This is a genomic window from Nonomuraea sp. NPDC048892 (assembly GCF_040649735.1).
Taxonomy (GTDB): domain Bacteria; phylum Actinomycetota; class Actinomycetes; order Streptosporangiales; family Streptosporangiaceae; genus Nonomuraea; species Nonomuraea maheshkhaliensis.
The window spans coordinates 1-13518 of sequence record NZ_JBEZFZ010000061.1; the positions used below are offsets into that span (position 1 = coordinate 1).

13 protein-coding genes are annotated in these 13518 nt (G+C 66.9%); 9 read left to right on the forward strand and 4 right to left on the reverse strand.

The genetic code is table 11. From position 1 onward, the window contains the following. The first annotated feature begins 500 nt into the window (after positions 1–500). From AB0C28_RS55775 to AB0C28_RS55785, 3 genes are all read left to right on the forward strand, one after another. Positions 501–1301 (forward strand): SAM-dependent methyltransferase, encoded by an 801-nt coding sequence (locus AB0C28_RS55775; RefSeq protein ID WP_357863611.1) that lies wholly within the window; start codon positions 501–503, stop codon positions 1299–1301. A 178-nt stretch (positions 1302–1479) separates the two neighbouring features. After that, positions 1480–3057: an ISL3 family transposase gene (locus tag AB0C28_RS55780; RefSeq protein WP_358085649.1), complete on the forward strand. Its 1578-nt coding sequence runs from the start codon at positions 1480–1482 to the stop codon at positions 3055–3057. 84 nt (positions 3058–3141) lie between these two features. Then, positions 3142–3453, forward strand: a complete 312-nt coding sequence (locus tag AB0C28_RS55785) for an integrase core domain-containing protein (RefSeq protein WP_358085628.1) — start codon at positions 3142–3144, stop codon at positions 3451–3453. Between the two features lie 130 nt (positions 3454–3583). On the opposite strand, the gene AB0C28_RS55790 is transcribed toward AB0C28_RS55785, so the two are convergent. From AB0C28_RS55790 to AB0C28_RS55800, 3 genes are read right to left on the reverse strand one after another with little or no spacing between them, the layout of a single operon-like run. Beyond that, positions 3584–3799 (reverse strand): phospholipase D-like domain-containing protein, encoded by a 216-nt coding sequence (locus tag AB0C28_RS55790; RefSeq protein ID WP_358085631.1) that lies wholly within the window; start codon positions 3797–3799, stop codon positions 3584–3586. A 15-nt stretch (positions 3800–3814) separates the two neighbouring features. After that, complete coding sequence (locus AB0C28_RS55795) at positions 3815–4228, reverse strand: hypothetical protein (protein WP_358085634.1); 414 nt, start codon at positions 4226–4228, stop codon at positions 3815–3817. A 55-nt stretch (positions 4229–4283) separates the two neighbouring features. Next, positions 4284–4727, reverse strand: a complete 444-nt coding sequence (locus AB0C28_RS55800; protein WP_358085637.1) for an integrase core domain-containing protein — start codon at positions 4725–4727, stop codon at positions 4284–4286. Positions 4728–4866: 139 nt separating this feature from the next. Here AB0C28_RS55800 and istA point away from each other — a divergent pair, with 139 nt between their 5' ends. Then, a complete protein-coding gene (gene istA / locus AB0C28_RS55805) occupies positions 4867–6342 on the forward strand; it encodes an IS21 family transposase (RefSeq protein ID WP_358085652.1) in 1476 nt (491 codons plus the stop codon). A gap of 103 nt (positions 6343–6445) precedes the next feature. Further along, positions 6446–7219, forward strand: a complete 774-nt coding sequence (gene istB / locus AB0C28_RS55810; RefSeq protein ID WP_358085640.1) for an IS21-like element helper ATPase IstB — start codon at positions 6446–6448, stop codon at positions 7217–7219. Positions 7220–7442: 223 nt separating this feature from the next. On the opposite strand, the gene AB0C28_RS55815 is transcribed toward istB, so the two are convergent. Next, positions 7443–8000 carry a helix-turn-helix domain-containing protein gene (locus AB0C28_RS55815; protein ID WP_358085643.1) on the reverse strand — a complete coding sequence of 186 codons (558 nt, stop codon included), beginning with the start codon at positions 7998–8000 and terminating at the stop codon, positions 7443–7445. Between the two features lie 408 nt (positions 8001–8408). Here AB0C28_RS55815 and AB0C28_RS55820 point away from each other — a divergent pair, with 408 nt between their 5' ends. From AB0C28_RS55820 to AB0C28_RS55835, 4 genes are all read left to right on the forward strand, one after another. Then, positions 8409–9401, forward strand: a complete 993-nt coding sequence (locus AB0C28_RS55820) for a magnesium and cobalt transport protein CorA (protein WP_357858132.1) — start codon at positions 8409–8411, stop codon at positions 9399–9401. Then, on the forward strand, positions 9392–9529 hold the full coding sequence (locus tag AB0C28_RS55825; RefSeq protein WP_357858135.1) for a hypothetical protein: 138 nt from the start codon (positions 9392–9394) through the stop codon (positions 9527–9529). Before AB0C28_RS55820 ends, AB0C28_RS55825 begins: the two co-directional genes overlap by 10 nt. A 1340-nt stretch (positions 9530–10869) precedes the next feature. Beyond that, on the forward strand, positions 10870–11250 hold the full coding sequence (locus AB0C28_RS55830) for an SDR family NAD(P)-dependent oxidoreductase (RefSeq protein WP_357858141.1): 381 nt from the start codon (positions 10870–10872) through the stop codon (positions 11248–11250). Positions 11251–11255: 5 nt separating this feature from the next. Next, positions 11256–13256, forward strand: coding sequence for a SpoIIE family protein phosphatase (locus AB0C28_RS55835; protein WP_358085646.1), 2001 nt, complete (start codon positions 11256–11258; stop codon positions 13254–13256). Positions 13257–13518 lie beyond the last annotated feature (262 nt).

Genomic DNA, 13518 nt, shown 5'->3' on the forward strand with positions numbered 1-13518 from the left:
CCAACCAGATCCATCAGCCGACCCGAACCGCCTGCGCCACCCGGCAAGATCACCAAGCGACGCTACCAGCATGATCGCTAACTAAACGGCATTGGCCCACGGATCACAGCCCCCGAAGATCCCGACCTACAGCTGCCGTAACTGAATTGCGCCACGAGACAGCCTTACGAAAGCCTTACGACAGGAGGGATGTGTATTTTCTCCTCACGGCAAGACCGCGAACGAGCTCGAGGGTGCATGTCGAGAGCGAGAAGCGTTGCCTCCGATGGAGGAATGAAGTGAAATTGGCCTGCCGACTGATGCGCAATTGCAGAACTCTCCAAGCTGGAGATGACTGTTGCCAGGCAGATGGGTCGCGATCCGCTGCCTGGATTCTTCATGGTTATTCGGCGCGGGCTGCGACATCGAACACGGACCTTGACGGGAAAGTTGGCTCGTACTTTAATCGTACGAGCACGAGAAGGAGCGCGAATGTCGTGTATACGCGCGGAGCTTGACAGATGAACGAGCTAAGTCCGCTCTTCAACCCGACGGTGCCGAGCATGGCGCGGATCTATGACTATTGCCTTGGCGGCAAGGATAACTTCGCGGCCGACCGGGAGGCTGCAGATAAGATTTTACAGGTATTGCCGAACGTTCGGCAGATAGCGAGGGAAAATCGCGAATTTCTAGGCCGAGCAGTACGCTTTCTCGCCGAAGCTGGCATCCGCCAATTCCTTGACATCGGCACTGGGCTTCCTACTCAACAGAACGTTCATGAGGTTGCTCTAGGAATCGCACCCGATGCTAGGACCGTCTACGTTGACAACGACCCTATCGTGCTGGTCCATGCGCGTGCCCTGTTGGCTAACAACCGCCAGACAATCGTGGTCGACGGCGATCTACGAGCGCCACGGGAGCTCCTTGACCGGACCGACGTTCGGGCCCACCTTGACTTCGACCGGCCCTATGCGGTCATCCTGTGCTCTATCGTGCACTTCGTCGAGGACGACCAGGAGGCAGCCGACAGCGTCTCCGTCCTGCGGGAGAGCCTGCCGCCCGGTGGCGCGTTGGTGCTTTCTCACGGATTCCGTGGCGAACTGAATGACGATGCGATCGACGTCGGAAGAGCGATCTACGCCCAGGCGCATGGTGGATTAAATATGCGCGATCAGGCGGCGATCAGCGAATATTTCCGCGGGCTTGAGTTGGTGGAGCCCGGCTTGGTCCGCGTGGAATCGTGGCGTCCCGTCCATGATCTGGATCTCACACCCAATGCATCAGCACCTGGTGTCCTAGGAGCTGTCGCCTTTGCTCCATAAGAGGGCATCTAGTCTCTGCTCAAATACGCCATGGCCGACCTCGTCGTCCGCCACTCAGCCGGTATGGCTATGACGGTTTGAGTTGGGATCTGGCCCATATTTCGTGATCGAAACGGGCCCGCCGGTCCTTCGGCGTGAGCGACGATGATCCGCGTGTCGTGATGATCATGTTTTGGATGTGCTGCTGCCTCACCTGTCGGGTGTCGAGGTCGAGCGGGTCGAGCACGTCAACGGCGTGGTAAGGGTCGTGGCCAAGATGCCGGCGGTACAGGTCGCCTGCCCCGCCTGCGGGACGCTTTCCGGCCAGGTGCACAGCCGCTACCAGCGTCGTCTGGCCGACACCCCGATCAGCGGCCAGCCGATGGTGATCGTGCTGGAGGTACGGCGTCTGGTGTGCCGGCAGCCCACATGCGAGCAGAAGACCTACGCCGAGCAAGCGCCCGGCTTAACGATGCGGTACGCGCGTAAGACACCACTGCTGGTCCGGTCTCTGCAGCACCTCGGGGTCGCGCTCGCTGGACGGGCCGGGGCTCGGGTGGCCCGGCTGTTGCAGATGACCGTCAGCCGTTCTACCTTGCTGCGGCTGGTCATGGCCATGCCAGACTCGATCATCGAAGCACCGCGGGTCCTCGGCGTGGACGACTTCGCCCTCAAGCGCGGGCATCGCTACGGCACGATCCTCATCGACTGCGAACGCGGTGTGCCGCTGGAGGTGCTGGAAGGGCGCGAGGCCGACCCACTGGCCGCTTGGTTGCGTGAACACCCCGGTATCGAGGTGATCTGCCGAGACCGCGCGGGCGCCTATACCGAGGGCGCCCGAGCAGGTGCTCCGCAGGCGGTTCAGGTAGCTGATCGATTCCATCTGTGGCAGAACCTGGCCAAGGCCGTCGAACGGTGCGTGGCGGCGCACCGCTCCTGCCTGCAAGAACCGGCACCGGAGTTCACCCCGGAGGAAGATCCAGGACAACCACCCGACATAGCCGGGACCGACGAGCCGGTGGGGAAGTTCGCCGAGCGGGTCCGCCGTCACCATGCCCTGGTTCACCAACTTCTGGAGCAGGGCCACGGGATCAGGGGCATCGCCCGGCAACTGGGCTGGGGACGACACACCGTCCAGCGCTACGCCCGAGCGGCCCGCTGGACCGAACTGCTCAAGGGACAGTGGACAGGTCCGCGGCCCAGCAAGCTGGATCCGTTCAAGCCGTACCTGGATCAGCGTGTTGCCGACGGCTGCCGCAATGCCAGCCAGCTTCACCACGAGATCACCGAGCATGGCTTCGACGGCAGTTATGGGATCGTCAGCGACTATGTCGCGGCGCGTCGGCCCACACCCGCGCCGATGCCGCCACCGTCGCCCACCGTGCGGGAGGTCACCGCCTGCCTGCTCCGTCGCCCCGACCACTTGGCTGAGGAGGAACACCTGCTCCTCCAGAGGATCTGCGCGCGCTGCCCCGACCTGGACACCCTCTCCGGGCACGTCCGCAGCTTCGCCACCATGCTGACCACACTGACCGGCCAGGACCTGCCGGCCTGGATCGAACAGGTGAGTGGCGACGACTTGCCCGGCGTGTCCGCCTTCGCCAAGGGCCTGCGGCAAGACCTCTCCGCCGTCATACAGGGTCTGACCACACCGTGGAATTCCGGCCCGGTCGAGGGCGTCGTCAACAAGATCAAAATGCTCAAGCGGCAGATGTTCGGGCGCGCCGGAACGGCCTTACTCCGCAAGCGCATCCTGCTCACGGCAGAGCGCCGCTGAAGACGGGTCCGAGACGATCACGAAATGTGGGCCAGATCCCAGATCCCAAACGAAACTGTCCTAGCCACCCGCACCTTCGATGAGGTGTTCACAGGCGACGACATTCAGGTGCTGAAGATCCCGCCGCGAGCGCCTCGCGCGAACGCGTTCGCCGAGCGATGGGTCCGCACGGCACGCACGGAATGTATCGACCGGCTGCTGATCTTCGGCGAGCGGCACCTTCGTACCGTGCTGGACGAATACGCCGATCATTACAATCGACACAAGCCGCACCGCTCCCTCGGCCTCCGAGCTCCCACTGATGACGACTCCGACGTGATCCCGCTGCCCACGGGCCAGATCAAGCGCCACCAAGTCCTCGGCGGGCTGATCAACGAATACCAGCGAGCCAGCTGACCGACGGGGCGTCGTCATGAAAGAGGCAGGTCAGCGCCTTGGGCTCAGTTTTGACACCCTTCAAGCTGGTTATGGACAGCATGCGCGAGCCGGAATGATGCCGTCGTCCGCCGCATTCGTGCGGGTTTCCTCAGTGCATACGGCGTAAGATGCCCGATGCCTGAAGCTCTCGAACATGCTCACTAGCCCGCACGGGTGCCAGACCGCCGAGGATGAGCAGGCCGGCCTCGATGTTCTTGCCGATCCCTGCCTGGGTCAGGTTGGCACTCGTTATGAACAGCACCTCTCGATCGGCGACGGCCAGTTTGGCGTGCAACCGTGAGAACGGTTCGGTTCTCTTGTCCACCGGCCAGTGCCAGATCTACGTACTCGGAAGTTCTCGGAACGCGGCGGCGGGTTCTTCGCCTTGAAGCGTCCCAGCCGCCCCCGCTAAGGTCTCGACCACAACGATGATCGACACTCCACGACGGCCTGCGATGGCCGGTGCCGCACGCAGCCGGTCATGGGACCGGGCTGCGTAGGTCATCAGGATCAGCTCCCGTCGGGTCTCCTCCACCAGTCCGATGAGCACCTGAGCCGTGGCGCGGGTCGGCACCCTGGTTGATGACGGACCGCTCCACACGCCCTCTACTCGGACGGCCGCCCGCCCCATCTCGTATCCCTCGGCCAACCCCCGCAGGTGCATCGCCGCCTCTCGCTGGTCGACCGAGCCGAGGGCACCGAGTACATGGGCAGCCTCCTCACGGAACATGGTGACCGGCATGGCGTCGAGCACCTGTACCGCTTCAAAACTCGTGCATGTGGTCTGAGCTGGTGTTTCTTCGGAACAGCTAGGCGGCTCGGTGGTACTCGTTGATGGCTCCGCTGAGCACCCTCCGGCGCTGAACCCGGCCTTCCAGCGGCACCACGACGTCCTCGTCTTGATCAGGTGGGCGTTGCCGTCGAGACTGGTGCGGGCGGTGCGCGTTGTAGTGCTCGACATACTCGTTCAGAACCGATCGAAGGTGGCGTTCGTCGTAGATCAGCATGCGGTCGGTGCATTCGGCTCGGACGGTTCGGATCCAGCGTTCGGCGTAGCAATTGGCTCGAGGCGTTCGTGGCGGTGTCTTCATCACCGTGACGCCCTGGCTGGTAAAGATCTCGTCGAAGACGGCGGTGAATTTGGCGTCCCGGTCACGGATGAGGAACCGAAATGACCTTACTTGGCGGCCGAGATGCCGACGGCCATGGCAGGCTCCTGATGGGCGGCCAGTTGAGTCCCGGCTGATGACCACGAAAATTCCTGGCAGATGGCCGCGAGTGCCCTGATCTCCGCCCCCGCTCCGGGAGACCCCTCCGGACCGGTTTGCTGATGTTTGCCGCATTTCGCAAACCGACCGAAGAGGTCCCGTGACCAAGTCTGACAGGGAGATCATGAAGATCTTTGAGGCATACGACCTGACCAGGACGGTCTGGTCGGCCGCGCAGCTGACCGGTGCTGATCCCAAGACCGTGAAACGGTATGTCGAACTGCGGGATCTGGGACTCAACCCGCATGAGCGGGCGCCCCGGCCGAAGCTGATCGACCCGTTCCTGGAGAAGATCGAGGAATGGGTGGAGGCGTCGAAAGCCAAGATCCGCGCTGATGTCGCGCACGACAAGCTGACCGCGATGGGCTACCGCGGCTCGCCGCGTTCGACCCGGCGGGCGGTGAACGCGGCCAAGACCGCCTGGAAGGCCGGCCGGCGGCGCACCTACCGGCCGTGGATCCCCGAGCCGGGCATGTGGCTGCAGTTCGACTGGGGCGAGGGGCCGCGCGTTGGCGGGCGGCGGACGTGGTTGTGGTGCGCCTGGCTGGCCTGGTCCCGTTTCCGGGTGGTGATCCCGGTCTGGGACTGCACCCTGGGCACCTTGGTGGCCTGCCTGGATTCGGCGTTGCGGCGGATCGGCGGCGCGCCCACGTACGTGCTGACCGACAACGCACGCACGGTCACCAGCGACCATGTCGCCGGGATCGCCGTCCGGCACCCGCAAATAGTCGCCGCCGGCCGGCACTACGGCTGCACGGTGGAGACCTGCGTGCCCTACGACCCGGAATCCAAGGGCGGGGTGGAGGCCACCGTCCGCCTGGCCAAGGCCGACCTGGTGCCCGCCGAGGCGAACCTGCGCAGCGCTTATGGCAGTTTCGCCGAACTCGCCGACGCCTGCCGCACCTGGTGCGAACACATCAACGGCCGCCGGCACCGGGCCACCGGGCAGATCCCCGCCGAGCGGCTGGCCATCGAACGCGCCGCGCTGCACGTGCTGCCCGCCGAGCCGTTCGCGCTCGCCCTGGGCAGCGAACGCACCGTCTATGACGATCAGACCATCAGCTTCGCCTCGGTGCGCTACTCCACCCCGCCCGGGCACGTCGGCGCCAAGGTCTGGGTCCGCGTCGTGGGCGAGGAACTGCTCATCACCGCCCGCACCGGCCACGGCGACCTGGCCGAGATCGCCCGCCATGCGGTGTCCACCCCGGGCAGCCCGCGCATCCTGGACGAGCACTACCCCGATCACCCCGGCGGGCGCAGCATCCACGCCCCGAAACCACGGCCCCGCACCGAGGCCGAGATCGCGTTCCTGGCCATCGGGCCAGGCGCCCAGCGGTGGCTGACCGAAGCCGGACCCGCCGGAGCAGTGCGCATCCGGGCCAAGATGGCCCAAGCGGTCGAGCTGGCCGCCGTGCTCGGCCCGGCTCGCGTCGATGAAGCTCTCGGCCTGGCCGCCATCGCCGGCCGCTTCGCCGACGACGACCTGCCCGCCATCTGTGACCACCTGGCCGGCCACCAGTCCGCCGAAGAGCTCGTGCGCGCCGACGAAGCTCATTCCGCCCAGCCCGGCACCGGCAGCTGGCAGGCCATGGGCCGATAGACCCCGGCCCCGGGATGTCCCGGGCCGGTTGCCCGGCCCTGACCGCAGGGCCGGGCACCCCGCCACGGCGAACCGCACACCTCTTTCGAAGGAGCCCCCTCTCGTGACCGCCCCCGCCGCGCCGGCCCTGTCCGGTGAACTGGATCGGCTGCTGCGCCGTATGCGCCTGCCCTACCTGCGCAAAGCCGCACCCGACGTGCTGGCCACCGCCCGCGCGCAACGCTGGGACCCCGCCGAAGTGCTTCGCGTCCTCATCCAGGAGGAGGTCACCGGCCGCAACGCCGCCACCCGCCGCCAGCGCCGCACCACGGCCGGCTTCCCCACCGGCAAAACCCTCGCCTCCTGGCAGAGCCAGCAGTCCTCCATTCCCGAGCCCACCCAAAACGCGCTGGCCACCCTGGAATGGATCGGCCGCGCCGAGAACCTCGTCATCGCCGGACCGTCCGGCACCGGCAAGTCCCACTTCGTCGAGGCCCTGGCCCACGCCGCCATTGAGAAAGACCTGCGCGTCGCCTGGTTCACCCTGGAAACCCTCACCGCCACCATCGGCAAGGCCAAGATCGACGGCTCGGTCGCGCGCACCGTCACCCGCATCTGCCGCGCCGACCTGATCGTCATCGACGACATCGGCCTGCTCCCGGCCGGCAACGACGCCGCCGAAGCCTTCTACCGGATCATCGACGCCGCCTACGAACGCCGCTCGATCGCGATCACCAGCAACATCCACCCCAGCGGCTTCGACACCATCATGCCCAAGACCCTGGCCACCGCCTCGGTCGACCGGCTCCTGCACCACGCCCATCTGGTCCTGACGAAGGGCGACTCCCACCGCCTCGCCCAGGCCCTCGCCGGCATGGGCGTCACCCCGCTCACCTGACCACCATCAGGACCACCCCGGCCACCAGCCTGGATTTCTGATGGCCACCAGCCAAGACAACCCAAGACCGTCTACCTGGACATCCTCATGGCCGTTGACACGAGATCCATAAACAGATTTCTCGCCTGCTGAGCCGTCCAGGCGCCTGTGGGGTGAGCGCTAACGCCCAGGATGTGCACACGTCGCGTTTCCACCTCCATCACGAACAACACGTACAAGCGCTTCAGGAAGACCGTGTCGACGTGGAAGAAGTCGCAGGCGAGCAGCCCTTCGCTTGCAGCCGTAGAAACGTCCGCCAAGAAGTGTCGAAGGTTCGTGGCGCCGGACTGTGCCGGCGTGAACGCAGGATCCGCCGCACGGTCGCCGCGCTGACCTGCAAACCGAGCCGAACCAGTTCACCGTGGACCCGCCGGTATCCCCATCTTGGGTTCTCACGGGCCAGGCGCAGGACCAGATCCCGGACCTCTTTGCTGGTTCCGGGACGGCCGGTGCGGTGGGGGTAGGTCCAGGAGCATTTGATCAAACGACGATGCCAGGTCAAGAGGGTTCCTGGGGTGACCAGCCGAGGAGCGCGCAGCACCGACGGCAGGACGCGGGCCAAGGCCGCCAGGAACGCCCTATCGGCCCAGTCCGGCTTCGGCCGCACAACCTGACGACTCAACACCGCAACCTCGTGGCGGAGCACCATGATCTCGACATCCTTGGACGCCTGGCTACGCCCCAGCAACACCAGCCAGCCGAACACCCGGATCAAGGTCAGAGACAGCAGACGAACCGACACGAACTGCGATCTTGCCCGTAGGGCCTGTGGAGGTCAAAGCCGCAGATCAAGCACCACGCGATGAGTTATGAAGCGGTACAGGCGGGCCATCTTGGCGGCTGAGACGAGGAGGATGGCTCGTTGTCATCCTCGTCCGCTCCGGCGCGTCCGGGACGCGCGGCAGGCTTGTGCCGCCCTCGCCCAGATGCGTCAGCGCCGCGTTGGGGCTCGGCGGCCTTGCCGTCCCCGCTGTTGCTGCTTGACCGCCGAGGGCACCGTCGGAGGGTCTTGCCGCACGCCGGCCGACAACGCCGCGAAGCGTTGAGGCGCTCGAGGACGAAGCGAAACGCCGCCGTGGCGGCTCCCACGCCAGCCCGGTGCCGTTCGAACGCAGACGGCCGATTGTCCAGGTACGCAACAATATGGCGTGTGATTGTGGACCAGGCGATCTACTGCAACGGCACGCGCGAGACGATCATCGGCGACATCAGCGACGCTTTCGGCGCCGCTCGGGCCCGGGGGGACTGTTTCCTGTGGATCGGCCTGCACGATCCCACGCAGGAGGAGTTCGATCTGATCACCAGCGAGGTGATGCTGCATCCGCTGGCGGTCGAGGACGCCATCCACGCTCATCAGCGGGCCAAGCTGGAGCGCTACGACGACACCCTGTTCGTGGTGCTCAAGCCGCTGCTGTACGACAAGGCGTGCTCCGACATCGAGGTCGGCGAGATCAACCTGTTCCTGAGCAAGGACTTCGTCATCAGCGTCCGGCACGGACAGGCCGCCCCGCTGGCCGAGGTGCGCCGCCGCCTGGAGGCCGACCCCGAACTGCTCGCCACAGGGCCCGCCGGCGTGCTGTACGCGATCTGCGATGAGGTCGTCGACGCCTATGGCCGCATCAGCCACGAGGTGGAGAGCGACCTGATCGCGCTGGAGCACCGGGTGTTCAGCGGCGAGCACGCCGACGTCACCGAGGACATCTACCAGCTCAAGCGGGAAGTACTGGAGTTCCGCACCGCGCAGGATCCGCTGGTCCCGGTACTGGAGGAGATCGTCAAAGGCCGGGTGGAGCTGTGCTCGGTCAACCGGGAGCGCTTCCGCGACGTGCTGGACCACCTGCTGCGGGTCGATGCGGCGGTGGACGAGCGCAACGAACTGCTGACCAGCGTGCTGAGCGCACACCTGGCCTTGGTGGGCCGGGAGCAGAGCCAGGCGGCGATGCAGCAGAACGCCGACATGCGCAAGATCTCCTCCTGGGCGGCCCTCATCGCCGTGCCCACGATGATCGCCGGCATCTACGGCATGAACTTCGACTACATGCCCGAGCTGCACTGGCTGCTGGGCTACCCGCTCAGCCTGACCGCCATGGTCATCGCCGTGATCATCGTGCACCGGCTGCTGCGCAGGAGCGGATGGCTGTGAACCCCTTCAAGAAGCTGCGCCGCCGGTACTCCACCGCCAGGCTCCTGGTGGCCGCCGTCGTCGCCTGGATCGTCCTGCTGAGCGTGCTCATCCTGCTCGACCCGCGTGCTGCCGGCCCCCTGCCCTGAGATCGCGGCTCCGCACGGCCCCGGCCGCCGATCGTCGAGGTGACCTCTGCTGCGCGGCGCTCACCGGCCAGACGCGGCGCGGCCAGGCCAGCCGGATCGGTGTCAGGAGTGCCAGGGCGGCCAGCGCGAACGCCGGCAACGGGGCCCCGGCGCAGCACCTCGGCGCTGATGTCCTGGGTCTTGGGCATGGTGCCGAGCAAGCTGCCGAGGCTCTCATACACCGCATCCAGCGATGTGGCGCTCTGGGCGTCGTAGGCGCATCCGCCGGTGCCGTCGGCCGGTGTCTGCAGCGTCTGGGCGTTGGGCGGGACCGGCATCGGGCGGCCCCTGGCGGCGCGGGACCGCGCTCGCTCTCCGTCGTGCATGTGCACGTCTCGCGCACGCCTGCACGCGTAGGGAGGGAGTCGTGCAGGAGAGCGATCACCGACTGGAGCACCTCCATTGTGGCCTCGGGCGTGATGGTGTCGTCGTCGCTGAGATCCAGCCTGATGACGATTTTCGTGAGGGCTTGGACAAGGGTGCGTTCGAGCGTGGTCATGGTGGGGCTCCTGGCTGGCCGTTGAGGGCCGTTTACCCTCGTCGGCCTGCCCCCGGCTCGGTGAGCCGGGCTTCCAAGGTCTGCGATCGTCTGTGCCAGCCGGCTGGCGTCGCTTCGGCGTCATGCCTGCGGGCTATCGGGAGCGTTTCACGACAGGGGTGAGCATGACCCCACCTGTGATGGGATCGGGCAAAGGAACACGATATTTCCGTCCAACCACTCCGAATGATCACATGGTGGCCGCCTTCATGCCACCTCCAGGCCCAAGATCGCGAAGTGTCACTGGAGTACGAGGAGCCGTCCGTTCGAGCAGGGCGCATCATCGTGCCGCACCGAGGGAACGGGTCGCCGACGGCGCGGCCAGGCGGCGGCGCACGCTGCCCATCCTCGGGACGACGGCGCATGCTTCACCTCTGTCGAAGGGTGGTCGGCTTGGGCCTCGGCTCCTCGCCAACTTGTCCTCTGTGTGGGCCGGGACCAGACCCGCCAGCCCCACCATCCGCGCGGCGTGAACGACCAGAAGGCGTGGACCGCCGGTGGGGTGGAAGGCGATGGCCAACTGACCCGTCAGGGCACCAAGGCGGTAATGTGGCATTACACCGCCACCAACGGCCTGACGGGGTGAACCGCGCGATCACCGACCTGTGGTGGGCCACTGGGTCGGACAACTTGCTGGACTGGAGCATCGCGCGGGCCCCCTTCCAGATCGCCCGGCCGCACCGGCCGGGGCGAGAAGGCCGCTGCCCAGCAGCACACCGTGGGGCATGAGGGCCTTTCTGGCTGGCGACGAAGGAGCTTTCACATGTCCACGTGGTTCATCACCGGCGCTTCCCGAGGGCTCGGCCTGCACCTCGCCCGCACCGCCCTGGCACACGGCGACACCGTGGTGGCGGCGGTCCGCGACCCCGCCCGCCTGCCCGGCGACCTCCAGCGGTCCGGCCGGGTGCTCGGCGTCCGGCTCGACGTCACCCGCGATCAGAAGATCGCCCCGGCCACCGTCGAGACCGCCGTCCAGCGTTTCGGCAACGTCGACGTCCAGGTCAACAACGCCGGCCGGGGCCTGCTCGGCGCACTGGAGATCACCGACGCCGAGGCGCGCTCCCTGTTCGGCCTCGTCGCCATGGGCTCTTCCAGCGGTATCGGCGCTACCACCGCCCACCGCCTCGTCCCCAACTGGAGGTGATGGGCATGAAAGCAGCTGGCATCCTTCGTGGAGGGACGATCCCAGCGATCGCCGTCGTCGACCGCACGGGCACAGTGGTCGGCTGGACCCAGGCCGCCGAAGAGCTCACCGGCTACCCCGCCACCGACATTCTCGGCCGCCCCATCGGCACACTGCTCCCGTCCGACGGCCAGGGCGGCGAACCGCCCGGCACGCATCTGCCCAGTACGGGATTCATGGAGGTGCGGCGGCGGGATGGCGAGGTGGTCATCGTCCGCACCGAAGCCGCCCCGCTCACTCTGGACGACGATGCCGGGACCCGACAGGGGTTCTGGCTGGTGTCGGCGATCGCGGCCGCCACCGACCTGTCCACCAGCGCCCTGCTGGAATCGCTCATCAGCAGCTTCCCCATCGCCATGGCCATCTGGGACAAGAATCTGCGCTGCGTCTGGCGGAACGAGGCGTCTGAGCAGCTCGGCGACGGCTACCCCTACTACCGTAACGACCGCTCCCTGACCGAGCCCATCGAGGGGATCGACACCGAGGCGGTGCAGGACGCGATGCGCAAGGTGCTCGCCGACGGCCAGCCCGTGATCGACCGGGAGGCCCACTGGTCCTATGAGGGTCAGGAGCGTGCGCTGTCCATCTCGCTGTCGCCTCTGGTGGGCGCCGACGGCCGGCCGCTGGGCGTGTGCTCGGTGGCTCTGGATTTCAGCAACAGCAAGGCGCGAGATCGCCTCAAGCTGCTGCGCGAGGCCAGCGTCCGGCTCGCCAGCACGCTGGATGTCAGGAAAACCGCCCAAGAGCTGGCCGAGCTGTCCATTCCGGTCCTGGCCGACTACATGACCGTCGATTTGTGCGAGGAGATGCTGCCCGGCGCCGAGCCGTTGCAGCGGCTGGCCGCGTCAGAGGCCGGCATTCCCGTCTTCCGGCGGGCCGGCATGGCCTCGGTGCACGACGGGGTGCCCGAGTCTCTCTGGGGACGCAACGAGGCGGTGTTCGTGCCGCAGGGATCACCGTTCATGGAGGTCCTGCACACGCGCCGGCCGCACTTCGAGCCCGTGCTGGACACCTCGCCCGGCACCTGGCTGGACCTGAACCCCGACCGGTCGCGCACCATGCGCGCCCGCGGCGTGCACTCGCTGATCGTCATTCCGCTGCAGGCGCGCGGCGACGTGCTCGGCGTTGCGGCGTTCGCGCGCACCTCCAACCCGGCGCCGTTCACCCGAGACGACCTGCTCCTGGCCGAGGAGCTGTTCGCGCGGGCCGCACTGAGCCTGGACAACGCGCGCCAGTACACCCGCGAGCGGCAGACCGCGCTCGCACTCCAGCGCGACCTCCTGCCGGACGGCCTCAGCGGCACCGACACCGTCGAGGTGGCCTCGCGCTACCTGCCCTCCGACCGGCACAAGGGGGTGGGCGGCGACTGGTACGACGCCATCCACCTGCCCGGCTCCCGCCTCGCCCTGGTCGTCGGCGACGTGACCGGGCACGGCATCAACGCCGCGGCCACCATGGGCCGACTGCGCACCGCCGTGCGCACCCTGGCCTACCTGGACCTGCCTCCGGACCAGTTGCTCACCCACCTCGACCACCTGATGGCCAAAGACGCCCGCGGCTTCGATGTCACAAGCGCCACCTGTCTGTACACGGTCTACGATCCGCGCACCGGCCGCTGCACCATGGCCGCAGCCGGACACCCACCGCCCGCAATCGTGACCCCGTCCGGCGACGTGACGTTCCCTTCGCTACCCGCCGGCACGCCGATCGGCGTCGGGCTGGGCACCTTCCAGTCGCACGACCTGCATCTGCCGGCCGGGACCCTGCTGGCCCTCTACACCGACGGCTTGATTGAGACGCGGCATGCCGACCTCGACACGGGCATGGCCAGGCTCGGCGACACCCTCGCCCGCGCGGCATCGCGGTCGGCGACGCTCGAATGCGTGTGCACGACCGTCATCGGCTCCATCGTGGACGACACACCCGAGGACGACATCGCCCTGCTCATGGCCCGCATCCAGGCCTGACCCCGCCGTTGGAGGCTGGGGAAGGCTTTCAGGACAGTGCGCCGGCGCAGGTCGAAGCTGGCGTACAGGCAACTCGTGTAACTAATAACCCTTGAGTTCCTTCGGGTCTCTTCGGTCGCTCTAGTAGTAGGCGTCACCATGAACCCGCCATGGCCACCCGCGTCCAACGCACCACCAACGCCCGGCCGCTGGTCAATACGGTCCACTCGTCCTTCATCACCCTCGGGGTCATCATCGGCTCTTCGATCGGAGGCCTGACCAT